This window comes from Streptomyces sp. NPDC037389 (assembly GCF_040636475.1).
GTDB lineage: Bacteria > Actinomycetota > Actinomycetes > Streptomycetales > Streptomycetaceae > Streptomyces > Streptomyces hesseae.
Map to the genome: position 1 here is coordinate 59,030 of NZ_JBEZUS010000016.1, position 25,919 is coordinate 84,948.

Annotated in this window: 22 protein-coding genes; 17 read left to right on the forward strand and 5 right to left on the reverse strand. The window is 72.9% G+C overall.

Features of this window, described 5'->3' with window-relative positions:
* Positions 1-82: 82 nt before the first annotated feature.
* Positions 83-625: a Uma2 family endonuclease gene (locus AB0E98_RS28605; RefSeq protein ID WP_361708077.1), complete on the reverse strand. Its 543-nt coding sequence runs from the start codon at positions 623-625 to the stop codon at positions 83-85.
* A 190-nt stretch (positions 626-815) separates the two neighbouring features.
* On the opposite strand from AB0E98_RS28605, the gene AB0E98_RS28610 reads away from it, so the two are divergent.
* From AB0E98_RS28610 to AB0E98_RS28630, 5 genes are all read left to right on the forward strand, one after another.
* Positions 816-2,012, forward strand: a complete 1,197-nt coding sequence (locus tag AB0E98_RS28610; protein ID WP_361708079.1) for an argininosuccinate synthase — start codon at positions 816-818, stop codon at positions 2,010-2,012.
* Positions 2,013-2,108: 96 nt separating this feature from the next.
* On the forward strand, positions 2,109-3,566 hold the full coding sequence (gene argH, locus AB0E98_RS28615) for an argininosuccinate lyase (protein WP_361708081.1): 1,458 nt from the start codon (positions 2,109-2,111) through the stop codon (positions 3,564-3,566).
* Between the two features lie 63 nt (positions 3,567-3,629).
* Positions 3,630-4,181 (forward strand): helix-turn-helix domain-containing protein, encoded by a 552-nt coding sequence (locus tag AB0E98_RS28620; protein WP_361708084.1) that lies wholly within the window; start codon positions 3,630-3,632, stop codon positions 4,179-4,181.
* Positions 4,178-5,731, forward strand: coding sequence for an MFS transporter (locus AB0E98_RS28625; protein WP_361708086.1), 1,554 nt, complete (start codon positions 4,178-4,180; stop codon positions 5,729-5,731). Before AB0E98_RS28620 ends, AB0E98_RS28625 begins: the two co-directional genes overlap by 4 nt.
* 209 nt (positions 5,732-5,940) lie before the next feature.
* The gene (locus AB0E98_RS28630) at positions 5,941-6,765 is read left to right on the forward strand and encodes an alpha/beta fold hydrolase (RefSeq protein ID WP_311610310.1); all 825 of its coding nucleotides are present in this window, start codon (positions 5,941-5,943) and stop codon (positions 6,763-6,765) included.
* 31 nt (positions 6,766-6,796) lie between these two features.
* Here AB0E98_RS28630 and AB0E98_RS28635 read toward each other — a convergent pair whose 3' ends face one another.
* A complete protein-coding gene (locus tag AB0E98_RS28635) occupies positions 6,797-7,465 on the reverse strand; it encodes a lysophospholipid acyltransferase family protein (protein ID WP_361708089.1) in 669 nt (222 codons plus the stop codon).
* 244 nt (positions 7,466-7,709) lie between these two features.
* Here AB0E98_RS28635 and AB0E98_RS28640 point away from each other — a divergent pair, with 244 nt between their 5' ends.
* The 3 genes from AB0E98_RS28640 to AB0E98_RS28650 all read left to right on the forward strand — a co-directional run bounded on the left by AB0E98_RS28640 (position 7,710) and on the right by AB0E98_RS28650 (position 10,073).
* The gene (locus tag AB0E98_RS28640; protein ID WP_361708091.1) at positions 7,710-8,885 is read left to right on the forward strand and encodes a glycerophosphodiester phosphodiesterase; all 1,176 of its coding nucleotides are present in this window, start codon (positions 7,710-7,712) and stop codon (positions 8,883-8,885) included.
* A gap of 119 nt (positions 8,886-9,004) precedes the next feature.
* Positions 9,005-9,511 (forward strand): sigma-70 family RNA polymerase sigma factor, encoded by a 507-nt coding sequence (locus AB0E98_RS28645; RefSeq protein WP_361708093.1) that lies wholly within the window; start codon positions 9,005-9,007, stop codon positions 9,509-9,511.
* Between the two features lie 49 nt (positions 9,512-9,560).
* Entirely contained in the window at positions 9,561-10,073 is a 513-nt protein-coding gene (locus AB0E98_RS28650) for a GNAT family N-acetyltransferase (RefSeq protein ID WP_361708095.1), read from the forward strand.
* 19 nt (positions 10,074-10,092) lie between these two features.
* Here AB0E98_RS28650 and AB0E98_RS28655 read toward each other — a convergent pair whose 3' ends face one another.
* The gene (locus AB0E98_RS28655; RefSeq protein WP_361708098.1) at positions 10,093-10,527 is read right to left on the reverse strand and encodes a hypothetical protein; all 435 of its coding nucleotides are present in this window, start codon (positions 10,525-10,527) and stop codon (positions 10,093-10,095) included.
* A 1-nt stretch (position 10,528) separates the two neighbouring features.
* Entirely contained in the window at positions 10,529-10,888 is a 360-nt protein-coding gene (locus AB0E98_RS28660; RefSeq protein WP_311610319.1) for a hypothetical protein, read from the reverse strand.
* 508 nt (positions 10,889-11,396) lie between these two features.
* On the opposite strand from AB0E98_RS28660, the gene AB0E98_RS28665 reads away from it, so the two are divergent.
* From AB0E98_RS28665 to AB0E98_RS28700, 8 genes are all read left to right on the forward strand, one after another.
* The gene (locus AB0E98_RS28665) at positions 11,397-12,446 is read left to right on the forward strand and encodes an ATP-binding cassette domain-containing protein (RefSeq protein ID WP_361708100.1); all 1,050 of its coding nucleotides are present in this window, start codon (positions 11,397-11,399) and stop codon (positions 12,444-12,446) included.
* Complete coding sequence (locus AB0E98_RS28670) at positions 12,443-13,228, forward strand: methionine ABC transporter permease (protein ID WP_311610323.1); 786 nt, start codon at positions 12,443-12,445, stop codon at positions 13,226-13,228. Before AB0E98_RS28665 ends, AB0E98_RS28670 begins: the two co-directional genes overlap by 4 nt.
* 97 nt (positions 13,229-13,325) lie before the next feature.
* Complete coding sequence (locus AB0E98_RS28675; protein ID WP_311610325.1) at positions 13,326-14,198, forward strand: MetQ/NlpA family ABC transporter substrate-binding protein; 873 nt, start codon at positions 13,326-13,328, stop codon at positions 14,196-14,198.
* Between the two features lie 164 nt (positions 14,199-14,362).
* Positions 14,363-15,028, forward strand: a complete 666-nt coding sequence (locus AB0E98_RS28680) for a GNAT family N-acetyltransferase (protein ID WP_361708103.1) — start codon at positions 14,363-14,365, stop codon at positions 15,026-15,028.
* Between the two features lie 125 nt (positions 15,029-15,153).
* On the forward strand, positions 15,154-16,419 hold the full coding sequence (gene cbiE / locus AB0E98_RS28685; protein ID WP_361708106.1) for a precorrin-6y C5,15-methyltransferase (decarboxylating) subunit CbiE: 1,266 nt from the start codon (positions 15,154-15,156) through the stop codon (positions 16,417-16,419).
* A 237-nt stretch (positions 16,420-16,656) separates the two neighbouring features.
* Complete coding sequence (cobT, locus tag AB0E98_RS28690) at positions 16,657-21,402, forward strand: nicotinate-nucleotide--dimethylbenzimidazole phosphoribosyltransferase (protein ID WP_361708108.1); 4,746 nt, start codon at positions 16,657-16,659, stop codon at positions 21,400-21,402.
* Between the two features lie 176 nt (positions 21,403-21,578).
* Entirely contained in the window at positions 21,579-22,814 is a 1,236-nt protein-coding gene (gene cobA / locus AB0E98_RS28695) for a uroporphyrinogen-III C-methyltransferase (protein ID WP_361708111.1), read from the forward strand.
* A gap of 59 nt (positions 22,815-22,873) precedes the next feature.
* Complete coding sequence (locus AB0E98_RS28700; protein WP_361708114.1) at positions 22,874-23,692, forward strand: RNA methyltransferase; 819 nt, start codon at positions 22,874-22,876, stop codon at positions 23,690-23,692.
* Here the strand turns inward: AB0E98_RS28700 and AB0E98_RS28705 are convergent.
* The gene (locus AB0E98_RS28705; protein ID WP_361708117.1) at positions 23,667-24,974 is read right to left on the reverse strand and encodes a protein kinase; all 1,308 of its coding nucleotides are present in this window, start codon (positions 24,972-24,974) and stop codon (positions 23,667-23,669) included. The genes AB0E98_RS28700 and AB0E98_RS28705 overlap by 26 nt on opposite strands.
* Positions 24,975-25,548: 574 nt before the next feature.
* Between AB0E98_RS28705 and AB0E98_RS28710 the strand changes: the two genes are divergently transcribed.
* Positions 25,549-25,728, forward strand: coding sequence for a hypothetical protein (locus AB0E98_RS28710; protein ID WP_361708119.1), 180 nt, complete (start codon positions 25,549-25,551; stop codon positions 25,726-25,728).
* Positions 25,729-25,919 lie beyond the last annotated feature (191 nt).

Below are 25,919 nucleotides of genomic sequence, written 5' to 3' on the forward strand. Positions count from 1 at the left end.
CGGGCTTTTCTTCCCGGTGGGGCGTGCAGAAAGAAAATATCCTGTTCCGCGCCGTGATCCAAATCCGGGGTCCGGAGGGGGCTCAGTTGCGGCGCTTGAACGTGTGCGTGGGGATCTCGATGTCGCTGCCGTCGCGGAGTCGGAAGGCGACGGTGTCGCCGTACTTGTACTCCTCGCACGAGGTGTACGAGTCGCCCACCGGCTCGGTGAGCAGGCTGCACTGCCCGCGGAAGGGGTCGATGATCAAGTAGATGGGCACGCCGAAGTGGGCGTACTGCTGCACCTTGATCGCATAGTCGTTCCTGTCGTACTTCGAGGAGACGATCTCGATGGCGGCCAGGAGATCCTCGTGGGAGTACTTCTCGGTGGCGCCGTCCTCGACGATCGCCACATCCGGGCACCGTTGCGGCTCTCCCGGAAACTGGATCAGCACGTCCGACAGGATGCGCTCCTCGGCGATGCCGCAGGCATCGATGGCGTTCTGGACGCGGCGAATCGTCCAGCTCTGGACGCTGCTCCGCGGCGTCATGATGATCCGGTCCCCCACCACTTCGATCTTGCAGCCCTCGATCACCGACGCCGCACGCTCGACGATCTCCTGCAAGAAGTCGTCCCGCACAGTCATGGCGAAACCTCCTTGGTTGGGCACCCGGATAGTCGCATCGTAGAACGCCGTGCCGACGCCCACTCGGCAACGATTCACTCCCACGAGCTATTGACGAAACATGCGCCGCACTGCATAGTTATGCCCACCAGCGCATGAATGCGCAGCGCACAGCGCACCGCACCGCACCGCACCCGTAAGGAGAACCCCCGTGACCGAGCGCGTCGTACTCGCCTATTCCGGCGGCCTTGACACCTCCGTCGCCATCGGCTGGATCGCCGAGGAGACGGGCGCCGAGGTCATCGCCGTCGCCGTGGATGTCGGCCAGGGCGGCGAGGACCTGGACGTCATCCGCAAGCGCGCGCTCGCCTGCGGTGCGGTCGAGGCCGAGGTCGCGGACGCCAGGGACGAGTTCGCCGAGGAGTACTGCCTCCCCGCGATCAAGGCCAACGCCCTGTACATGGACCGGTACCCGCTGGTCTCCGCCCTCTCCCGGCCCACGATCGTCAAGCACCTCGTCGCCGCCGCGAAGAAGCACGGCGCGACCACCGTCGCCCACGGCTGCACCGGCAAGGGCAACGACCAGGTGCGGTTCGAGGCCGGCATCTCCTCCCTCGCCCCCGAGCTGAAGTGCATCGCCCCCGTCCGGGACTACGCGATGACCCGGGACAAGGCCATCGCCTTCTGCGAGGCCAAGGGCCTGCCGATCGCGACGACCAAGAAGTCGCCGTACTCCATCGACCAGAACGTCTTCGGCCGCGCCGTCGAGACCGGCTTCCTCGAGGACATCTGGAACGCCCCGATCGAGGACGTCTACGACTACACGGCCAACCCGGCCACCCCCCGGGAGGCCGACGAGGTGGTCATCACCTTCGACAAGGGCGTCCCCGTCGCCATCGACGGCAAGCCCGTCACCGTGCTCCAGGCCATCCAGCAGATGAACGAGCGGGCCGGCGCCCAGGGCGTCGGGCGGCTGGACATGGTCGAGGACCGGCTGGTCGGCATCAAGTCCCGGGAGATCTACGAGGCGCCCGGCGCGATCGCGCTGATCACCGCGCACAAGGAGCTGGAGGCCGTGACCGTCGAGCGCGAGCTCGCCCGGTACAAGCGGCAGGTCGAGCAGCGGTGGGCCGAGCTGGTCTACGACGGCCTGTGGTTCTCGCCGCTCAAGCGGGCCCTGGACGGATTCGTCGCCGAGGCCAACGAGCACGTCTCCGGTGACATCCGGATGACCCTCCACGGCGGCCGGGCCGTCGTGACGGGCCGGCGGTCCGAGCAGTCGCTCTACGACTTCAACCTCGCCACCTACGACACGGGCGACACCTTCGACCAGTCGATGTCGAAGGGCTTCATCGAGATCTTCGGCCTGTCCTCGAAGATCGCGGCCAAGCGGGACCTGGTCCACTAGTCCGTTCGCCACCCCCCACCCGCGCCTCCCCGGCCCTCTGGGCCGGGGAGGCCGCACCACCGCATCGCACCGCATCGCGCAGAGGAGCAATCGACGATGACCACCGGATCGCAGCCCCCCGCCGGCGGCGGCGACGTGCGGCTGTGGGGCGGCCGGTTCGCGGACGGGCCGGCCGAGGCCCTGGCGAAGCTGTCCGCCTCCGTCCACTTCGACTGGCGGCTCGCCCCCTACGACATCGCCGGCTCCCGCGCCCATGCCCGGGTGCTGCGCAAGGCCGGGCTGCTCACGGACGACGAGCTCACCCGCATGATCGAGGGTCTCGGGCTGCTGGAGGCCGACGTCACCGCCGGCACCTTCACCGGCACCGTCGCCGACGAGGACGTCCACACCGCCCTGGAGCGCGGTCTGCTGGAGCGGCTCGGTCCGGACCTCGGTGGCAAGCTGCGCGCCGGCCGGTCGCGCAACGACCAGGTCGCCACGCTCTTCCGGATGTACCTGCGCGACCACGCGCGGATCATCGGCGGGCTGATCGCCGGCCTCCAGGAGGCGCTCGTCGGCCTCGCCGAGGCCCACCCGGACGTCGCCATGCCGGGCCGCACCCACCTTCAGCACGCCCAGCCGGTGCTCTTCGCCCACCATGTGCTCGCCCACGTCCAGGCGCTGTCCCGGGACGCGGAGCGGCTGCGGCAGTGGGACGAGCGCACGGCGGTCTCGCCGTACGGCTCGGGCGCGCTCGCCGGGTCCTCCCTCGGGCTGGACCCGGAGGCGGTCGCCGCCGACCTCGGCTTCGAGCGCGGCTCGTCCGGCAACTCCATCGACGGCACGGCCTCCCGGGACTTCGTCGCGGAGTTCGCCTTCATCACGGCGATGATCGGCGTCGACCTGTCGCGGATCGCCGAGGAGATCATCATCTGGAACACGAAGGAGTTCTCCTTCGTCACCCTCCACGACGCCTTCTCCACCGGCTCCTCGATCATGCCGCAGAAGAAGAACCCCGACATCGCCGAGCTCGCGCGCGGCAAGTCCGGGCGGCTGATCGGCAACCTCACCGGGCTGATGGCCACCCTCAAGGCCCTGCCGCTCGCCTACAACCGCGATCTCCAGGAGGACAAGGAGCCGGTCTTCGACTCCTGCGACCAGCTGGAGGTCCTGCTCCCGGCCTTCACCGGGATGATGGCGACCCTCACCGTCCACCGCGACCGGATGGAGGAGCTGGCCCCGGCCGGCTTCTCGCTCGCCACCGACATCGCCGAGTGGCTGGTCCGGCAGGGCGTGCCGTTCCGGGTGGCGCACGAGGTCGCGGGGGAGTGCGTCAAGGAGTGCGAGGCGCGCGGCATCGAGCTCGACGGGCTGAGCGACGAGGACTTCGCCGCGATCTCCCCGCATCTGACCCCCGAGGTCCGCACGGTCCTGAGCGTCCCCGGCGCGCTCGCCTCCCGCAGCGGGCGGGGCGGCACGGCTCCCTCGGCCGTGGCGGTCCAGCTCCAGGAGGTCAAGGCCGATCTGGCGGTCCAGCGCACCTGGGCGGGCACGGCGGATACGCGACACGGGTGATCATTTTGAGACGACCATAATTCGCATGAGACATTGATGTCTCATGCGGGTTATGGTCGTCTCATGAGCCTTGACCGCCGCGAGCATGTACTGAGAGCAGCCGCAGCCCTGCTCACCCGTAAGGCGACCGCCTCCATGGACGAGATCGCCAAGGCCGCCGGGATCAGCCGCGCCACCCTCCACCGCCACTTCGCCGGTCGCGACGCGCTCGTCAGGGCCCTGGAAAAGCTCGGCATCGAGCAGTTCGAGCGGGCCCTGGACGAGGCCCGGCTGGACGAGGGCGACGCGGCGCAGGCCGTGCGCCGCCTGATCGAGAAGGCCGAGCAGGCCGCCGGTCTGATGTCCTTCCTCTACTCCGAGAACCAGCTCTTCGAGGGCGAGATCGACGAGGGCTGGAACCGCCTCGACGCCCGTGTCCACGCGCTCTTCCTGCGCGGCCAGGAGGAGGGCGCCTTCCGGGTCGACCTCTCACCCGCCTGGCTCACCGACGCGCTGTACGGGCTGATCGCCTCCGGGGCGTGGGCCGTGCAGGATGGGCGGGTGGCCGCCAAGGACCTCGCCCGCATGGTCTCCGAGCTCCTGCTCGGCGGGGCGCAGCGCAGGGCCGAGCGGTGAGCGCCCGGACCGCCGGCCCGGCGCCCGACGCGCCCGCGCCGGTGGAGACGCCGCGACCGGGGCGCTGGCTGGCGCTGGCCGTGCTCGCCCTCGCCGTCCTGCTCGTCGCCGTCGACGCCACCGTTCTGGGGCTCGCCACGCCGTTCCTCAGCGAGGACCTGCGGCCGTCGGGCACCCAGCTGCTGTGGATCGGTGACGTCTACTCCTTCGTCATCGCCGGACTGCTCGTCTCCATGGGCAGCCTGGGCGACCGGGTGGGCCGCAAGAAGCTGCTGCTGACGGGTGCCGTGGCGTTCGGCGCGGTGTCGGTGCTCAACGCCTACGCGTCCAGCCCGGAGATGATGATCGCGGCGCGGGCGCTGCTGGGTGTGGCGGGCGCGACGCTGATGCCCTCGACGCTCGCGCTGATCCGCAATATCTTCCACGACCCCAAGGAGCGCAGCCTGGCCATCGGCGTCTGGGGTGCCATGGCCTCCGCAGGCGCGGCCGTCGGCCCGGTGGTGGGCGGCTTCCTGCTGGAGAACTTCTGGTGGGGCTCGGTCTTCCTGATCAACCTGCCGGTGATGGCCGTGCTCGTCCTCGTCGGGGCGAAGCTGCTGCCGGAGTCGAAGGACCCCGCCCCGGGGCCGTGGGACCTGCCGAGCGTGCTGCTGTCGATGGTCGGCATCATCGCCCTGGTCTATGCGATCAAGGAGGGTGCCACCAACGGCTTCGCCTGGCCGGTCGCCCTGGCGGCCGTCGTCGGCGCGGGGGCGCTGGTGTGGTTCGTACGGCGGCAGCTCACGCTGCCCTCGCCGCTGCTGGACATGCGGCTCTTCCATCACCGGGGCTTCTCGGCGGCGGTCCTGGCCGACCTGCTGACGGTCCTGGGGCTGTCCGGGATGGTCTTCTTCCTCTCCCAGTTCCTCCAGCTGGTGCAGGACCGCAGCCCGCTGGAGGCGGGACTGGCCGAGCTGCCCGCCGCCGTCGGCGCGGTGACGGCCGGTCTGCTGGCCGGGCAGGCCGCCCGGCGCTGGTCGGTGCGCTCGGTGGTGACCGGCGGGCTCGCGGCGATAGGGCTCGCGCTGGCGGCGCTGGTCGCGCTGGACGCGGACACCGCCTACCCGGTGCTGGGCGCGGCGCTGCTCGTCGTCGGCATCGGGGCGGGCTTCTCCTTCACCGTCACCGCCGATGTGATCCTCTCCAGCGTGCCAAAGGAGCAGGCGGGCGCGGCCTCGGCGGTCTCGGAGACGGCCTACGAGCTGGGTGCCGCGCTGGGCATCGCTCTGCTCGGCACGATCGTCACCGGGGTCTACCGCGGGTTCACCGTGCCGGCCGGGGTCCCGGCGGGCGCTGCGGGCGACGCGCGGGAGTCCCTGGGCGGCGCGGTCGAGTCGGCCGCCACCCTGCCCGCGGACACGGGCGCGGCGCTGCTCGGCTCGGCTCAGGACGCCTTCGTCGAGGGGCTGCGGATCGCCTCCGGCGTCGGTGCGCTGGTGCTGCTGGTGACGGCGGTCGCCGCCTGGTTCCTGCTGCGCGGACAGCGGCTGGAGGAAGGGTACGGCGGCTGATCCCATACGGGCTCGGATGGGCTCGGATGAGCAAACACCACAGGGGCCGGGGTGGCAACCCCCGGCCCCTGTGACGTTTACCGGCGAGTAACTCTATTGACGCAGTCCTGACGCACCCGAGAACATCTCGTCCACCGGTCGACATTGTCGAACGTGGTTCGGACGAAGGCGTCCGCAGCAGCGGCGCCATGTTCAAAGGAATCCCCCACATGCGTCTGCGTACCACCGCACGATTCCTGGTCGCCGCCGCGGCCACCGCGGCCCTGAGCCTCATGGGGCTCACCGCGTCCCCGGCCTCCGCCTCGGTCCTGGACGTCCCGCCCAAGGGCGCCAACGACTGGTCCTGCAAGCCGGACTCGGCGCATCCGCAGCCCGTCGTGCTGGTCAACGGCACGTTCAAGCTGATGGCGGAGAACTGGGCCAAGCTCTCCCCGAAGCTCAAGGAGGCGGGCTACTGCGTCTTCGCCTTCAACTACGGGCACATGGAGACCGACCCCATCCCGCAGGCCGCCGCCGAGCTGCGCGACTTCGTCGAGGCGGTACGGGGCGCGACGGGCGCGGCCAAGGTCGACATCGTCGGGCACAGCCAGGGCGGCATGATGCCGCGCTACTACGTGAAGTTCCTCGGCGGCGCGGACAAGGTCGACGACCTCGTGGGCATCGTGCCGTCCAACCACGGCACGCTGAACCCGCTCGCCATACCGTTCGGCTACACCTTCTGCCCGTCCTGCCTGGACCAGCGCGTCGGCTCGGACCTGCTCAAGAAGCTCAACGAGGGCGACGAGACCCCCGCCGGGCCGGACTACACCGTCATCACCACCCGGCACGACGAGGTGGTCATCCCCTACACCAGCGCCCTGCTGACCGGCCCCGCCGAGCACCTCAGCAATGTCGTGCTCCAGGACAAGTGCCCGCTGGACCCCTTCATGCACGACCAGGCCACCAAGGACCCGGTCGTGGCGCAGTGGGTGCTGAACGCCCTCGGGCGCAAGGGCCCGGCCGACCCGGCGTTCCAGCCGCGCTGCCTGGGCTAGCGGCCGGACACCGCGTGGCGTCCGGCCGGGGTCAGGCCGCCTTGGCCTTGGTGGCGTACATGTCCACGTACTCCTGGCCGGACAGCCGCATGACCTCGCTCATCACCTCGTCGGTGACGGCGCGCAGCACATAGCGGTCGCGGTCCATCCCCTCGTAGCGGGAGAAGTCCAGCGGCTCGCCGAAGCGCACCGTCACCGGCGCGATGCGCGGCAGGCCCTTCCCGGAGGGCTGGACCTTCTCCGTGCCGATCATCGCGAACGGCACCACCGGAGCGCCCGTCATCAGCGTCAGCCGGGCGATGCCGGTGCGGCCGCGGTAGAGGCGGCCGTCGGGGGAGCGGGTGCCCTCCGGGTAGATGCCGAAGACCTTGCCCTCGTCCAGCACCCGACGGCCCGTCATCAGCGCGGCCACCCCGCCGTTGCCGCCGTCGCGGTCGACCGGGATCATCCCGGAGGCGCCGAAGAACCACGCCATCAGCCGGCCCTTGAGCCCCTTGCCCGTGACGTACTCGTCCTTGCCGATGAAGAACACCTGGCGCTTGACGACCAGGGCGAGGAACAGCGAGTCCACGAACGTGGTGTGGTTCCCCGCGAGGATCACCGGCCCGCTCTCCGCGATGTGCCCGGCCCCCTCGATCTTCGGGCGGTACAGGACGCGCATGAGCAATCCGAGGAACGCCTTGAGCAGGATGCGGGACAACGGACCCTCCGGTCGTGATGTGCGGGACGGGCGCGCGGGGCGCGGTCGACGACGATACTCGCGGGTACGCCCCTTGTGCACGCGGGGTTGACCGAGTCGAAACAGAGTGTTGACGTGACTTTCCACTCCGTTCCTCATTCGTTCTTCAACCCGGAAGTCGGACGTGCATACGATCGGCCGACCGGGTAGCAGCCCACGGCACAGCCGTGGCACCACACGGCATCAGCACCACAGAAGGAGAAACATGCAGCAGGAGCAGCGGCCGGGCAGGCGCACGGTGCTGGGGGCCGCGGCGGCCCTCGGCGCGGGGGCGGTCGCCCTCGGCGGCGGAGCGGTTCCGGCGATGGCGGCCGGGCGGGAGACGGACCTCACGGCCGGGCGCGGCCACGGGGGTTCCCTCAAGGACCTGCCCGTGCCCACCGTCATCGGCCACCGCGGCGCCTGCGGCTACCGGCCCGAGCACACCTTCGGCTCCTACGAGTACGCCCTCGCCAACGGCGCGGACGTCATCGAGCAGGACGTCGTGCCGACCCAGGACGGCCATCTCGTCTGCCGGCACGAGAACGACATCACCGCCACCACCGATGTCGCCGACCACCCGGAGTTCGCCTCCCGCAAGACCACCAAGACCGTGGACGGCGAGAAGCACACCGGCTGGTTCACCGAGGACTTCACCCTCGCGGAGCTGAAGACGCTGCGCGCCAAGGAGCGCATCCCCGGCAACCGCCAGCACAACACCCTCTACGACGGCCGCTGGGACGTGCCGACGTTCGAGGAGGTCCTCAAGTGGGCCGACGAGCAGGGCCGCAAGCGCGGCCGCCGCATCTGGCTGCACGTGGAGACCAAGCACCCCACGTACTTCCGCAAGATCGGCCTGGGCCTGGAGGAGCGCCTCGCCAAGCTGCTGCGGCGCTACGGCCGCTCGGGGCGCAACGGCTACACGTTCCTCCAGTCGTTCGAGCCGAGCAGCCTCCAGCGTCTCGGCCGGCTCGGCCTCGACTGCCCCAAGGTGCTGCTGCTGGACGACCTGCCCACCCGCCCCTGGGACTTCGTCGAGGCGAACGACCCGCGCACGGTCGCCGACCTCATCACCCCCAAGGGCCTCAAGTGGGTCTCCGGCTTCGCGCAGGGCATCGGCCCCTGGGTGAACCTGATCATTCCCCGGGACAAGAACGACCGGCTCACCAAGCCCACCACGCTGGTGCGCGACTCCCACGCCGCCGGGCTGATCCTCCACCCGTACACCATGCGCAACGAGAACAGCTTCCTGCCCGCCGACTTCCGCCGGGGCACGGACCCGAACGCCTACGGCGACGCGTTCGGCGCGTTCAAGGCGTACTTCGCGACGGGCATCGACGGCATATTCTCCGACAACTGCGACACGGCGGCCATGGCGCGGGACGCGTTCCGCAAGGCGTGACGCCGGGGCCGTCCGGCACTGCCGTCCGGGCGTCAGCCCCCGGTGACCCACCACACCCGGACGGGTGAATTCCGGGTAGCCCGGAAACCGGTGGGCCGGAGGCCGGCGTCCCCGCCCGCATGACCACTCAGAGTGATCTCCTGACCCGGCTGAGCCCCCTGCTCAAGGCGGAGTGCGCCGCCGAGGCGCACTCCGCCGGACTGGACGCCGCCGACCTCGAACAGTCCGTCTGGGTGCGGCTGCTGAGCGAGCGCCGAGCCGGGGAGCCCGTCACGCGCTTAACGGCGGCCGTCCGGGCCGAGGTCCAAGCCGCCCTGCGCCGGGCCCGGCGGGAGGTGCTCTACGACCCCACCGGCGAGGCCGCCCCGACATCCGGCGAACGGGTGGATTCCGGGGTGGAACAGGCCGTGCTGGCCGCCGAGTCCCGCCGCGAGCTGCGGGCCGCGATCCGCCGGCTGCCCGGCCGCTGTCCCCGGCTGATTTCCGCGCTTCTCTCGGGCCACGACCCGACCTACCGTGAAATCGCAGGGAAGTTGGGAATGTCACAAGGATCTTTGGGGCCCGTACGTTCCCGTTGCCTGGGATGCCTGCGCAGAATGCTCATGGCAGAGATTGCAGCTCCTTGACCCGGGGGAAAGGAGCGTTAAGCGACCCAGCAAGGGGAGGCGTGCGCACATGGGCATGAGCGTGACCATCTCGGCCGCGGCCGAGCACGATGCCGAGCAGATCCTCAAGCTCCAGTACCTCTGCTATCAGAGCGAGGCGGAGCTCTACGGCGACTACACCATCGAACCCCTGACGCAGACGCTCGACGACCTGCGCGCCGAACTGGGCCGCGGCTGTGTGCTCGTGGCCCGGCTCGGCGAGGAGGTCGTCGGCTCCGTCCGCGCCGCCGTCGACACCGAGGGGACGGCCGTCATCACGGGGCTGATCGTCCACCCCCGGCTGCGGCGGCACGGTCTGGGCGGGCGGCTGCTCGCCACGATCGAGGAGCGGCTGGCGGGGGAGTGGGGCGCCAAGCGGTTCCGGCTGGCCGCCGGCCAGCGCGGCGAGGGGAGCCCGCGCCTGTACCGCAAGTGGGGCTACACCCGCACCGGCGCCGAACCGGCCGGGCGGAACCTCACCGTGGTCACCCTGGAGAAGGAGGCCGGGCCCGCCGGGGCGCCCGCCCTGGTGACGAGCGCCTGACGCCGGACCGTGCCGGGCCTCAGCGCGGGGCCCGGCGCAGCCAGACCATCGCGGTCACCGGCAGGACGACCGGGATGAAGAGATAGCCCATGCCGTAGTCCGACCAGACCGTGGCGTCGGGGAAGGCGGACGGCTCCAGCAGCGTCCAGGTGCCCACGGTCACCACACCCACCAGCTCGGCGGCGCAGCACACCAGCGCCGCCCTGCGGGCCCGCCCGCCACCGCGCACCAGCGAGTACGTGATGAAGGCGTAGACCGCGGCGGCGGCCGCCGACAGGACGTACGCGAGCGGCGCCCGGCCGAAGTCCATGATCATCTGGACGATCGAGCGGGAGGCCGCCGCGACGGTGAAGACGCCGTAGAGCCAGACCAGCAGCCGGCCCGGCCCCTGGCCGAGGTCGAAGCCGGACCGCTCGCCCGTGTCCGCCTGCTTGGACATTTCAGCCTCGGACATGTCAGCCTCCCCAGATGTCGTAGAGCCGCACTTCCAGCACGGCCAGGATCACGGCGCCCGCCGCCACGGTGGCCGAGCCCCAGCGGGTCCGCTCGGCCAGGGACATGAAGCCCGCAGCGGGAACGGCGGCCGCCGCGCCCAGCAGATAGGCCACGAAGATCGCTGTGCCCTGCGCCGGCTTGTCGCCGCCGGACAGCCGCACTACACCGATGACGAGCTGCACCAGCGCCAGGGCCGCGACCACGGCCATGCCGATGAAGTGCCAGTCCTTGGTGGGCTCGTCCCGGGCGAAGGCGAAACCGCACCAGGCGGCCAGCGCGAGAGCGGCCAGACCGGCCGCGAGCGTCAGCGCGTCGAGCACCGGGACCCCCGGGAGACGCGGGTGTGCGAAGGGGACGAGACAGGCATGGGACGACTTTAAACGCCCGGTACGGGCCCCTCGCGCGCACCCCCGCCGCGCTCCCGCGCGTCCAGGAAGCGAGAGATCGCGTCCGGTATTCGGACAGGCTTGGCCGATTCGCACGTGCTTCTGTTTTACTTGCCCGCATGACCACGACGAGCACCCGCATCTTTGCGACCGAGGCGATGACGACGCCCGGTGCTGCTCGTCGTATGTGTCGAATGTGTGACTGCTGAGGGCCCCTGTGCCTCGCGCCCCGAAGCGAGACCCCGTAGCGCACCCCGTCCGGCGACTTTCCCCCAGCTACCGCTGGGAGGCGCCCCAGGACGGAGCCGCGCCGCCCCGCGTCACCAGATGCCCCCGAGTTACGAGCCCCACGCGCTCGCCAGGGCACTCCGATGCCGCGTTCCGCAATGAATTCCCGTGCCGGCGCCATCACGTCGCGCACTCGACAGTGACGGAAACCCCTGTGATCACCACTAAGGGCCTGACAAAGGTCTACCGCTCGCGCGGCCGCGAGGTCACCGCCCTCGACGGCGTCGACCTCCACGTCCGTGAGGGCGAGGTGTACGGCGTCATCGGCCAGAGCGGCGCCGGCAAGTCGACCCTCATCCGCTGCGTCAACCTCCTGGAGCGCCCCACCTCCGGCACGGTCACCGTCGCCGGCCAGGACCTCACCGCCCTCGCCGGGCGGGGCCAGCGGGCCGGCGCCGAGCTGCGCAAGGCACGCAGCCGCATCGGCATGGTCTTCCAGCACTTCAACCTGCTCTCCTCACGGACCGTGCAGGCCAATGTCGAGCTGCCGCTCGAGATCCTCGGAGTCTCCGGCAAGGAGCGCGAGCGCAAGGCCCTGGAGCTGCTGGACCTCGTCGGCCTCGCCGACAAGGCCAAGGCCTACCCCGGCCAGCTCTCCGGCGGCCAGAAGCAGCGCGTGGGCATCGCCCGCGCCCTGGCCGGCGACCCCAAGGTGCTGCTCTCCGACGAGTCGACCTCCGCGCTCGACCCGGAGACCACCCGCTCCATCCTCCAGCTGCTGCGCGACCTCAACCAGCAGCTCGGCCTGACCGTCCTGCTGATCACCCACGAGATGGACGTCGTCAAGACCATCTGCGACTCCGCGGCCCTGATGAAGGGCGGCCGCGTCGTGGAGTCCGGCACCGTCTCCGAACTGCTCGCCACCCCCGGCTCCGAGCTGGCCGCCGAGCTGTTCCCCGTCGGCGGCGAGCCCTCCGGCCCGGACCGCACCGTCGTGGACGTCACCTTCCACGGCGACGCCGCGACCCAGCCCGTGATCTCCCAGCTGTCCCGTACGTACAACATCGACATCTCGATCCTGGGCGCCGCGATGGACACCGTCTGCGGCAAGCAGATCGGCCGGATGCGCATCGAGCTGCCCGGCCGGTTCGAGGAGAACGTCGTCCCGATCGGCTTCCTGCGCGAGCAGGGCCTCCAGGTCGACGTGGCCGATGTGACGACTCCGGCGCCTGCCGACTCGCTCCTTAAGGAAGGTGCCAAGTGACCTGGGCCGAGATGCAGCCACTGCTGCGCGACGCGTGTCTCGACACGCTCTTCATGGTGTGGTGGTCCACCGTCTACGCCGTCATCGGCGGCCTGCCGCTGGGCCTGCTGATCGTCCTGACCGACCGCGGGGGCCTCCTCCAGAACGTCGCGGTCAACAAGGTCCTCGGGGCGATCCTCAACCTGGGCCGCTCGCTGCCGTTCATCATTCTCATCGTCTGGCTGATCCCCTTCAGCCGGATGGTGGTCGGCACCTCCATCGGCCCCAGCGCGGCCGTGGTGGCGCTCGCCATCGGGGCGATCCCCTTCTTCGCCCGGCTGGTGGAGACCGCCGTCCGCGAGGTCGACCACGGGCTGGTCGAAGCCGTGCAGTCGATGGGCGGCGGCACCGGGACGATCGTCTTCAAGGTGCTCCTCCCGCAGGCCCTGCCCTCCCTCCTCGCGGGCCTGACCACCACCGTCATCACCCTCATCGGCTACTCCGCCATGGCGGGCGCGGTCGGCGGCGGCGGTCTCGGCAACCTCGCCATCACCTACGGCTACCAGCGGCGCGAGGACGCGCTGATGAACATCACCATCCTGCTGCTGATCGCCATCGTGACCGTCGTCCAGCTCACCGGCGACCTCGCCGTACGCCGCCTCGCCTCGCGCGGCGGCCGCCAGGCGGCCCCCGTCGGCCTCCGCCGCCTCCTGCCCGCCCGGCGCGAGCCCGCCGCCGCGGCCGCCACGACCCCGGCCACGGGCGTCGCGGAGCCCGAGGCCGTCCTGGACAAGGCGGTCTGACCCGCACCACCCCCCAAGACTCCCCGGAGCCCGGACCCTTTGCCGGGCGTCAGCACCGGGGGCACCCGAGAAACACCAAGCAAGGAAGGCACTCTTCGTGCGTACCACCGTCAAGCTCACCGCCGCCCTCGCGGCCGCCGCCGCCCTGACCCTCGGCCTGAGTGCCTGCAGCGCGCCGTCCGACACCTCCTCCTCCGGCAGCTCCAAGAAGGGGAAGGACGCCGACCCGGCCGCCAAGCTCGTCGTCGCCGCCAGCCCCACCCCGCACGGCGACATCCTCAACTTCGTCCGCGACAACCTCGCGGCCAAGGCCGGCCTGAAGCTGGAGGTGAAGGAGTTCAACGACTACGTCCTCCCCAACACCGCCACCCAGAACGGCGAGGTCGACGCGAACTTCTTCCAGCACAAGCCCTACCTCGACGACTTCAACAAGAAGAACAAGACGGACATCGTGCCCGTCGTCAACGTCGAGATCGAGCCGCTCGGCCTCTACTCCAAGAAGGGCAAGAAGGTCGCCGACCTCGGCTCCGGCTCCACCATCGCCGTCCCCAACGACGCCACCAACGAGGGACGAGCCCTGAAGCTGCTCGCCGACAACGGCGTCATCAAGCTGAAGGACGGCGTCGGCGCCGCCGCCAAGCTCTCCGACGTCGCGGACGACAAGGGCGTGAAGTTCACCGAGCTGGAGGCCGCCCAGATCCCCTCCCGCCTCGACGACGTCGACGCCGCGGTGATCAACGGCAACTTCGCCATCAGCGCCAAGCTCAGCCCCGCCAAGGACTCCATCGCCCTGGAGAAGGCGGAGGGCAACCCCTACGCCAACTTCCTGGCGGTCAAGAAGGGCAACGAGAAGGACCCCCGGATCGAGAAGCTCGCCAAGCTCCTCAACTCCGACGAGGTAAAGAAGTTCATCGAGCAGAAGTTCAGCAACGGCGCCGTGATCCCCGCCTTCGGTCCCGTCGCGAGCTGACACCTTGTAACCTCGGCCATCCGTACGGACACAGGCCCCGCGCACACGATCCCCCGTGCGCGGGGCCTGGCGCTTGGCGCACCCGCCATCACATGCTGCATGCTGGTGCACCCGGGCCCGCCCCGTACCACCCGAGCCCACCCGCCGCGGCGTTGGAGCAGCGCATGACTTCCACCTTTCCGGACATCTCCATCAGTACGGACCGGCTGGTGCTGCGCCCGTTCGAGGCCGGGGACATCCCCCCGCTCGCCGAGATGATGAACGACGAACTCGTCACCGCCTGGACCTCGGCCCCCTACCCCTACACCACCGCCGACGCCCGCGACTGGGCGCTGCGCCGGGCCCCCTCGGAACGCCTCTCCGGGCGCGGAATCGTCTTTGCGGTCGCCGAGTTCCTCACCCAGCGACTCGTGGGCACCCTCCACCTCCGCAACACCGACTGGCGCACCCTCACCGCCGAGGTCGCCTATGTCACCGCGCCCTGGGCCCGGGGCGAGGGCTACGCCTGCGAAGCCGTGCTCGCCGCCGCCGAATGGCTCTTCCGCGACCAGAAATTCGAACGCCTGGAGATGCGCACCGCCGCCGACAACACCGCCGCCCAGCAGGTCGCCCAGAAGGCCGGCTGCGTCAGCGAGGGCGTCCTGCGCAGCGCCTGGATAGCGCGCAGCCGCACCGAGGGCGGCGCCGGCTGGACCGAGTCCCGGACGGACCTCCTCATCTGGAGCCTCCTCCCCGAGGACCTCGACGAGCTCCAGGACCCCCGGGCGGGCGGCGGATACGACTACACCTCCGCCGGGGGCTACGCCTCCGCGCTCCACGACTGGCGCTGAGCACCCCCGCCACCGCGCCCGGACGGGTACCCGTCCGGGGTACGCTCACCCTGCCCGTTTACGGGCACCCACCCCGCGACCCGCCCCGCGGCCCGAACCCGACAAACCCCAGGAGACTGACGACGATGGCCGACCGGGTCACGGTGATCGGGTGGGACGGCTCACCGCTGACGGCCGCGGCCCGCTCCGCCCTCGGGGCCGCCACCCTGGTCGCCGGAGCCGCCCACCACCTGGACCTGCCCGAGGTGCCCGCCGACGCCGAGCGCGTCCGCCTCGGCAGCGTCGACCTCGCCGCCCGTCGCATCGCCCGGCACCGCGGCTCCGCCGTCGTCCTCGCCGACGGCGACCCCGGCTTCTTCGGCGTCGTCCGCACCCTGCGCGCCCCCGAACACGGCCTGGAGGTCGAGGTCGTGCCCGCCGTCTCCTCCGTCGCCACCGCCTTCGCCCGGGCCGGCATGCCCTGGGACGACGCCCAGGTCGTCGTCGCCCACAGCCGCGACCTCCGGCGCGCCGTCAACGTCTGCCGCGCCCACCCCAAGGTCGCCGTCCTCACATCGCCCGGCGCCGGCCCCGCCGAGCTCGCCCTCCTCCTCGGCCCCGTCCACCGCACCTTCGTCATCTGCGAGGAACTGGGCACCGAGCGCGAACAGGTCACCGTCGTCACCTCCGACCGGGCCGCGGACCACAGCTGGCGCGACCCGAACGTCGTCATCGTCATCGGCGGCCTCGGCGCTCCCACCGGCCGCGGCGGCTGGATCGCCGGCCGCGACGCCGGCTATCCGCCGGCCCTGCGGGGCTGGGCGCTGCCGGCGGACGCCTACGCGACGGGCGCCGACGCCGCCGGTGGTGGCACGGACGCCTCCGGTGACGGGCTCGGGCTCGGGCTCGGCGAGGGGGAGTCCACCGAGCTGCGCGCCGCCCAACTGGCACGGCTCGGCCCGCGCGTGGGCGACCTCGTCTGGGACATCGGCTGCGGCAGCGGCGCGGCGGCCGTCGAGGCCGCCCGCTTCGGCGCCGCCGTCATCGCAGTCGACCGCGACCCCGCGGCCTGCCGCCGCACCACCACCGTCGCCCGGCGCTACGGCGTCCAGCTCCAGGTCGTCCAGGGCCTCGCCCCGCAGGTCCTGGAGGACCTGCCGGAACCCGACGTCGTCCGGGTCGGCGGCGGGGGAGCCCCCGTCGTGGCCGCCTGCGCGGACCGCCGCCCCGAGCGCATCGTCGCCCACGCCGCCACCCGCGACGACGCCGAGGCCATCGGGAGGGCGCTCGCGGAGGGCGGATACGCCGTGGAGTGCACGCTGCTCCAAGCAGTGGAGTTGGACACAAGCGCCTGGACGGAGCGGGAGCGCGCCGTAGCCTTCCTTCTGAGTGGCCGTCGTACGCACCCTTGAGAACGGGCGACCGTGCGGAGGGTAGGCTGGCGGATCGTTGTGCAGCCGCCTCGGTCGCCTCGATCGCCTCGGTGTCCGACACCACAGCCGTCAATGCTCCGAACGCACCCCCCGCTTGGCGCGTGCAGGGCAGGGTGGCACCGGACGGTACACAACGTGCCGCGACGTACACGCGCTCGTTCTTCTTCGTGGGCGTGAGCGGTTGGAAGGAGCACTACCGATGGGCGAGGGGTACGCATGACCGACACCGGCCGGTTCCCGGACGAGGGACAGCCGGAGAACGCAGGCGCACTGCCCGGCCACCCGCTTCCCGCGGATGGCACGGCCCCTGCCGACCCCGGAGACCCCACCGCCTACGCCTACCTCGACCACGACGCCGCGGACGAGGACGACCTGCTGCTGATGCCGGGTGCCCAGGGCGCCTGGAGCGAGCAGCCCGCCGCCCCTGGTGGTACGCACGAGACGGGTGGCCGTGACACCGGCTCCCTCGACTACACGAGCGTGCGCGCCCCGGCGCAGGCCACCGCGCCCACGCCGCCGCGCCGCCCGCTCCACCTGGGCCCGCCCGTCCCGGAGCCCAACAGCGGCGTCGTCCGCTCCCTCGCCGACCGCGGCCCCGCCGCCCCGCAGCAGCCCGTCGGCTCCCCGGCCCGCCCGCCGGCCCCGCCGGTCGGCGGCGTCGAGTACCTGGACGTCGCTCCGGCGGACCTTCCACTGGCGGAGGCCGCGCCGGCGGACGTTCCGCCGGTGGCCTTCGTGCCGCCGCAGCACACGGCCGACGCGGTCCCGGCCGCCCACGACATAGGCGCCGGCGGCCCGGCGACGGCTCCTGACGGCGCCTCGGCCGCCACGCCCCAGCCGCCCACATCCGCCGTACCCGCCCCGCGTGTTTCCGAGCCCGCACCCGTCATGACGGTCGCCCCCGGCGCGGCCCAGGCCCTCGTAGACCGGGTGGCGACGACGCCGCCGGGGGGTACGCCGGTGGGTGGGGTGGCCCTGATGGATGCCGCCGCCGAGGCGGCTTCGGCTGAGGCCGTGCCGGTTGACGCCGGTGTGGTTGCGGCTGCCGCGGGCGCGCCGGCCGTGCCGAGTGACGCGCCGTCTGCCGAGGGTGTGGCCGGTGCGGTTCCGGCTGACGCCGCTGGGCCGATGGCCGGTGGCCTCGCGGCGGAGCATGCGCCCGCTGCCGGGGACGCGCCGGTCGCGACCGGCGCGGTTGTGGCTGACGCCGTCGCGCCCGAACATATGCCCGCCGATGCGGGCGCGCCTGTCGCGCAGGACGATGCGCCGTCGGCGGAGGGTCCGGCTGTGGCTGCCGCCGCCGGCGCGGTAGCCACGGGCGTCGCGCCCGAGCACGCTTCCGCTGATGCGGTCGCGCCGGGTGACGTGCCGTCGGCTGACGCCGCCGAGCCGGCTGTGGCCGCGCCCGTTGACGCGCCGTTGACCGAGGCGACGGCCGGGGTCGTTCCGGCCGCCGATTCGGCCGTCGAGCCGGTCGCCGGTGGAGTGGACGAGTCCGCCTCGGCCGTGCCGGGTGACGTACCGTCCGCCGCCGAAGACACCGTGCCGGAGCAGATCCCTGCGGCTGAGCAGGTGGGCGAGGGCGTCGCGGAGGCGACTGCGGCCGAGGCGGCCCAGACCGTCGAGCCGGTCGCCGAGGGTGTGCCGGGTGACGAGGTCGCGTCGTCCGAGGCCCTTCCGGACCCCGTACAGCAGGCCCCGGCCGCCGTTCCGGCGGCCGCCGAGGCCCAGCAGACCGCACCCGCCCCGGGCGTACCCGCCGGGGTGCGGGGCATGGGCGTCATGGCGTTCCTCGACGCCCCCATCCCGCAGGCCGTGATCGACGCCGTCTTCGCCCCGGAGGCGGCTGTGCAGTCCGTCCCGGCGCATGCCGTTGCCGTCGTCGACGGCAACGCGCCCCAGGCCGAGCAGGTGGCCGACGCCCCTGCGACCGAGGGCGCGGCATCGCAGGCCGGCTCCGCCGCCGACGGTAGTGCGGCTGCGGCTGAGAGCGCGGCGTCGCAGACTGCCGCCACCACCGACGGTGGGCACTCCGTGCCGGCACAGCCTGTTGCCGTCGCTGACGGACAGTCCTTTCCGGCGCAGTCCGGCGCTGTCGCCACCGCCGACGCCGGCAGCCACGCATCCGCGCAGGCGGCTGACGCCTCTGTGACCGAAGGCGCGGCACCGCAGGCCGCGCCCGCCGTGGCGACGGAGGGGGCCGCTGCCGACGGCGGTGCGCCTGCGGAGGGCGCGACCTCGCAGGTCGCCGCCGACAGCGGTGCGCCCGCGCAGGCGGCCGACGCCTCGACGGCTGAGGTCGCGGCACCGCAGGTCGCGGCTTCTGTGGCGGCGGACGGGACCACTGCCGAAGCCGGGCAGTCCGACGCCGCCGACGGCGGTGCGCCCACGACCGGGGACGCCGCATCACCGGCCGCCCCCGCTGTCGTCGCCGACGGCACCACGCCCGCGCAGGGCGGGGTCGACGTCGCCGGTGCTCCGCAGGCGCCCGTCGTGGTGACTGTCCCCGCTCCCGGTGGCGAGCAGTCCGACGCTGCCGTCGTCGTCGACGGCAGTGCAGTCGACGGCAGTGCACCCGTGCAGGACGGGGTCGACGTCGCCGGTGCTCCGCAGGCGCCCGTCGCGGCGAACGTCCCTGCCCCCGGTGGCGAGCAGCCCGATGCCGCCGTCGTCGCCTACGGCAGCGCACCCGCGCCGACCGAGGCTGCCGTGGCCGATGCCGCCGCGCCGCAGGACTCCGTCGCGGCGAACGTCCCTGCCCCCGGCGGCGAGCAGCCCGATGCCGCTGCCGGCGCCGTATCCGCGCAGGCCGGGGCCGTCGTCGCCGACGCCCCGCAGTCGGCTGACGCCGCATCCGGTGCCGCCGCGCCGCAGGCGGCCGTCGTGGTGACTGTCCCTGCCACCGGCGGTGAGCAGTCCGACGCCGCCATCGTCGTCGACGGTGCCGCGCCCGCGCAGGCCGATGCCGCCGCGCCGCAGGCGGCCGCCCCTGCCCCCGGTGGCGAGCAGCCCGACGCTGCCGCCGTCGCCGATGGCACCGCACCCGCGCCGGCCGAGGCCGCCCTGACCCACGCCGCCGCGCCGCAGGCACCCGCCGCCAACGGCGAGCAGCCTGCCCCCGACGGCACCGCGTTCGTGCCCGCCCCCGCCACGGCGGGCGAGCAGCCCGCCGCAGGCGACCCCGCGCAGCCGGACGCCGCCACCGTCACCCCCGAGCCCGCCGCAGGCGAGCCCGCCGACGGCTACGCCGACGCCGAGCGCGCCGCCGTGCATCGCGTGATGCGCGAGCGCCGCGACATCCGTAAGGGCTTCCGGACCGACCCCGTCCCGCACGAGGTGCTGCTGCGCGTCCTCGAGGCCGCGCACACCGCGCCCAGCGTGGGGCACTCGCAGCCCTGGGACTTCGTCGTCATCCGCTCCGCGGAGACCCGCAAGACGATGCACGAACTGGTCTCCCGGCAGCGCGAGGCGTACGCGAAGTCGTTGCCGAAGGCGCGGGCCAAGCAGTTCAAGGAACTGAAGATCGAGGCGATCCTCGACACGCCCGTCAACATCGTCGTCACCGCCGACCCCACCCGGGGCGGCCGCCACACCCTGGGCCGGCACACCCAGCCCCAGATGGCGCCGTACTCCTCCGCGCTCGCCGTGGAGAACCTGTGGCTCGCCGCCCGTGCCGAGGGCCTCGGCGTCGGCTGGGTCAGCTTCTTCGACGAGCGCGAGATGGTCCGCGCCCTCGGACTGCCCGAACACCTTGAGGTCGTCGCCTACCTGTGCGTCGGCTACGTCGACGAGTTCCCGGAGGAGCCCGAGCTGATGCAGGCGGGCTGGTCCAAGCGGCGGCCGCTGTCGTGGGTGGTCCACGAGGAGGAGTACGGGCGCCGGGCGCTGCCCGGCGAGGATCCGCACGACCTCCTCGCCGAGACCCTGCGCGGCATCCGCCCGCTGGACGCCAAGGCGCTCGGCGAGGCGTGGGAGCGCCAGAAGCGGATGACCAAGCCGTCCGGCGCGCTCGGCATGCTGGAGATCATCTCCGCGCAGTTGTGCGGGCTGTCCCGCAAGTGCCCGCCGCCGATCCCGGAGCCCGCGGCCGTCGCGATCTTCGCGGGTGACCACGGGGTGCACAACCAGGGCGTCACGGCCTGGCCCCAGGAGGTCACCTCGCAGATGGTGGCCAACTTCCTGGGCGGCGGTGCCGTGTGCAACGCCTTCGCCAACCAGGTCGGTGCCGAGGTCTGCGTCGTGGACGTGGGCGTCGCGGGCGAGCTGCCCAGCACCCCCGGCCTGCTGCCGCGCAAGATCCGGCCCGGTACGAACGACTTCACCACCGGCCCCGCGATGACCCGCGACGAGGCGATGCGCGCCCTCGAAGTGGGCATCGAGACCGCCCGCGACCTGGTCACCGCCGGGAACAAGGCGCTGCTCACAGGTGAGATGGGCATCGCCAACACCACGGTGTCGGCCGCCCTGATCTCCGTCTACACCGGCGCGGACCCGGCCGAGATCACCGGGCGCGGCACGGGCATCAACGACGAGATGCACGCCCGCAAGATCGACGTGGTGCGCCGGGCCCTGGAGCTCCACAAGCCGGACCCCAAGGACCCGATCGGCGTCCTCGCCGCCGTCGGCGGCCTGGAGCACGCCGCGATGGTCGGCCTGATCCTGGGCGGCGCCTCGCTGCGGACGCCCGTGATCCTGGACGGCGTGAGCGCGGGGGCCGCGGCCCTCGTCGCGCGGGCCATCGCCCCGGAGGCGCTCGCCGCCTGCATCGCCGGTCACCGCAGCGCGGAGCCCGGCCATGTCGCCGCGCTCACCAAGCTCGGCCTGCGGCCGCTCGTCGACCTCGACCTGCGGCTCGGCGAGGGCACGGGCGCGTTGCTGGCGCTGCCGATCGTGCAGAGTGCGGCGCGGGCGATGCACGAGGTGGCCACGTTCGATACGGCCGGGGTCAGCGAGAAGAGTTGACGGCTCGGGCCGCCCCGCACCGGGGCGGCCCGAATCCGGTGCGCGCCGGCGTTCCGGTTGTGCCCACCCTCCCCCGGCTACCGCTGGGAGGTGCCCCCGGCCCTGCGGAACGATCGCCCACAACCGCATACCCCGTAAGGTGTCCCCACCAGCGCTTTCGTACGAGGAGACCTGCCATGGCCCGGACCGAGCAAGCCGCTTACCCCGTCGGACTGCGTCTTGCCGGTCGCCGTGTGGTCGTTCTCGGTGGCGGTCAGGTCGCCCAGCGCCGGTTGCCCGCTCTGATAGCCGCGGGGGCGGACGTCCTGCTCGTCTCCCCGTCCGCCACCGCATCCGTCGAGGCCATGGCCGACGCCGGTGAACTGCGCTGGGAGCGCCGCCGCTACCGGGACGGCGACCTGGACGGCGCCTGGTACGCCCTGATCTCCACCGACGACCCCGCCGCCAACGAGGCGGCCTCCGCCGAGGCCGAGGCCCGCCGCGTCTGGGCCGTGCGCAGCGACGACGCGGACGCCGCCACCGCCTGGACGCCCGCCACGGGCCGCAGCGAGGGCGTCACCGTCGCCGTGCTCACCGGGCAGGACCCACGTCGTTCCGCCGCCGTGCGGGACGCCATCGTGGAGGGCCTGCGCGACGGTTCGCTGGCAGCGCCGCACTACCGGGCCCGCGCCGCGGGCGGCGGCAGTGTCGCCCTCGTCGGCGGCGGCCCCGGCGACCCCGACCTGATCACCGTGCGCGGCCGCCGGCTGCTCGCCGAGGCCGACGTCGTCATCGCCGACCGCCTCGGCCCCCGTGACCTCCTCGCCGAGCTGCCCCCGCACGTCGAGGTCATCGACGCGGCCAAGATCCCCTACGGGCGGGCCATGGCCCAGGAGGCCATCAACGCCGCCCTCGTCGAGCACGCCAAGGCAGGCAAGGCGGTCGTCCGGCTCAAGGGCGGCGACCCCTTCGTCTTCGGGCGCGGCATGGAGGAGGTCCAGGCCCTGGCGGAGCACGGCATCCCCTGCACCGTCGTCCCCGGCATCTCCAGCTCCATCAGCGTGCCCGGCGTCGCCGGAATCCCCGTCACCCACCGCGCGGTCGCCCATGAGTTCACCGTGGCCAGCGGTCATGTCGCCCCCGACGACCCCCGTTCGCTGGCCGACTGGGCGGCGCTGGCGCGGCTGCGCGGCACCCTCGTCCTGCTGATGGCCGTCGAGAACATCGGCGCGATCTCCGAGACGCTCGTCCGTCACGGGCGACCGGCCGGCACGCCCGTCGCGGTCATCCAGGAGGGCACCACGGCCGCCCAGCGCCGCCTGGACGCCACCCTGGCGACCGTGTGCGAGCGGGTCCGGGCCGAGGGCATACGTCCCCCGGCCGTCATCGTGATCGGCGACGTCGTCACGGTCGGCCCGCGCACCGGCGACTGACCGGCCCCCTCCGCGAGCACACCACCACCGGCACCACGAGCACGACAAGGCGGCGCCCCATGGCCGACATCATCACCATCGAAGACCCCGACGACCCGCGCCTCACCGACTACACCGGCCTGACCGACGTCGAGCTGCGCCGCCGCCGCGAGCCCGCCGAGGGGCTCTTCATCGCCGAGGGCGAGAAGGTCATCCGGCGCGCGGGCCAGGCCGGCTACGCGATGCGGTCGATGCTGCTGACGGCCAAGTGGGTCGAGGTGATGCGCGACGTCATCGACGAGAGCCCCGCCCCCGTCTACGTCGTCACCCCCGAGCTGGCCGAACGGGTGACGGGCTATCACGTGCACCGCGGCGCGCTCGCCTCGATGGAGCGCAAGCCGCTGCCGGAGGCGGGGGAACTGCTGCGCACCGCGCGGCGCGTCGTGGTGATGGAGCGGATCAACGACCACACCAACATCGGTGCGATCTTCCGCAGCGCGGCCGCCCTCGGCATGGACGCGGTGCTGCTCTCGCCCGACTGCGCCGACCCGCTCTACCGGCGCTCGGTGAAGGTGTCCATGGGCGCGGTCTTCTCCGTGCCCTACGCGCGCCTCGAGTCCTGGCCCCGCGATCTGGAGACCGTCCGCGAGGCGGGCTTCCGGATCCTGGCCCTCACCCCGGCCGAGCGGGCCACCTCGATGGACGACGCGGCCCCGCACCGCCTGGAGCGGGTCGCGCTGATGCTCGGCGCGGAGGGTGACGGCCTGTCCGACCGCGCCCTGCGGGCCTCCGACGAGTGGGTGCGCATCCCCATGGCCCACGGCGTGGACTCGCTCAACGTCGGAGCGGCCGCCGCCGTGGCCTTCTACGCGGTCACGAGCGGGCGACCCCAGGACTGACAGCCGCGGTGGGGCCGGTGGGCCCGTCCGCCCCGGTGGAGGCCACCGGCGTCGGCACCGGCGCCACCGGCGCCGAGGGCACCCCGCCCAGCGAGCGCGCCGGGCCCTGACAGCCCTGGGCCGCCGCGATCCCCAGCGCGACCAGCAGCGTCACCACCACGAACACGATCAGCCGCTGCCGCAGCAGCTTGCGGTCCGGGCCCGGACGCCGGGCGCCCGCGCCCGTACGGGCCCCGGGCCGGGTCTGCCGGCCGGCCTTGGGCCGCTGCGGCGCGGGCCGCCGCTCCGGCGCCCGTACCCCCTCGGCCGGGCGCTCGGGGGCGTGCGGCCGCTGCGGGCGCGGTGTGGGCGCGCCGCCCGGGCGGCGCTCGGTGCGCTGCCGTTCGTACTGCGCGGCGCTGCGCACCGACGGCCGGTCCGGCTCACGGCGGGGGGCCGGCGGCCGGCCCTCGGCGATGCCGTGCGCCTCGCGAGCCGCGATCTCCTTGAGCCGCAGCGACAGCTGAAGGGTGCTGGGCCGTTCCTCCGGGTCCTTGGCCAGGCATGCGTGGATCAGCGGGGCCAGCGCGTCGGGGACGCCCATGAGCTGTGGTTCCTCGTGGACCACGCGATAGAGCATCACCTCCGAACTGCCCTGCCCGAACGGAGAGTCCGCCGTGCAGGCGTAGGCGAGCGTGGCGCCCAGCGCGAAGACGTCCGTCGCGGGGGTCACGGCCGCCCCGCGCACCTGCTCCGGCGCCAGGAAGCCGGGCGAGCCCACCGCCGTGCCCACATGGGTGAGGGTGGAGGCCCCGGTCGCCCAGGCGATGCCGAAGTCGATGATGCGGGGGCCCTTGGGGGAGAGCAGGATGTTGGAGGGCTTGAGGTCGCGGTGGACCACCCCCGCGTCGTGCACCGCGAGCAGGCCCTCGGCCAACGCGGCCCCGATGGAGGCGGTCTGAGCCGCCGACAGGGGCCCTTCCTCGTTCACCTTGTCGTGCAGCGAGGGCCCGGGCACGTACTGCGTGGCGAACCACGGGCGGTCCGCCTCCAGGTCGGCGGCCACCAGCCGCGCCGTACAGCCGCCGCGGATCCGCCGCGCGGCGGAGACCTCCCGGGCGAAGCGGGAGCGGAACTCCTGGTCCTCCGCCAGATCCGGCCGGATCACCTTCAGCGCCACCCGCTGGCCGCGCCGGTCCGAGCCCAGGTAGACCACGCCCATGCCGCCCGCGCCGAGCCGCCGGTGCAGCCGGAACGAGCCGACGACTCGCGGGTCCTCGCGCCGGAGCCGCATCATCGTCATCTTCGTCCCCTACCTCCGGTGGGGCTGCCCCACTTAGCTGCCCGGCCTCTGACGAGCCACAGCTTACGGATTGACGGACGGTCGCGCTCAGAGGCCGCGCATGCGTCGGCGAGTGGATTGGCGGTGCCGGGGGAGGGGAGCGCGGGCCGTCCCCGGGGCCCGGGGCGCCCGGCCACGGCCCCGGGACGGCCCCCCAAGATCCCGTACGGAGAAGGGGATTGACGCGGTCCGCGGCGGCCCGGCGGGTCGGAGGCCGCCCGCCCGGGGCATGACCCGAACGTATGACGCGACGAGGGAAGGGGCCGGGCGGAGGGCCGTACGGGCGCCCCACCGGGACGGGCGGGAAGTGAGGGAAGTCACCCGGGGGCGCCCCCTGGGGGAAGACCCGGGGTCCGGGGCCATTGTTCTCCACCCCTGGGAGTAGCCCATGCCGCCCGGCCTCATCCTCCCGTAGAACGCCCAAGGGGTACGAGGGCATGACGACCGGCCCGGTCGCCGCGCCTAGATTGGAAGGCAAGCGGCGGGTACGCATACTCGTCCCCCGAGGTCAGGTACCCGCCGCTCCCTACGACGGATGAGACGGATGAAAAGGAGCGGGGCGGTGGCGGACGACGCGGGGCGCACGGCCCACCGGCATCCGCTGATCGCGGCGGCCATGGTGCTGCCGCTGGCGGTGCTCCTCGCCGTCGTCTTCGGCGGCTGGGACGCCGTCGTCACTCAAGCGTCGTCCGTGGCCGGACTGCTGGGGCACTGAAAAGCCCATCGTGCCCGGGAGAGCGGCCCGGGCCGGGCGGACCGGCGGATATGACCCCGTGGGGACGGGGGTGCGGCGGACGGCACGACGGCCGGGTACCTGGGGAGGTACCCGGCCGTCGCGTTTTCCCAGGTGGGACGCGAAAAAGCGGCCGGGGGGGGGGGGGAGGGGAGCGCGGGGCGCCCCCCGCC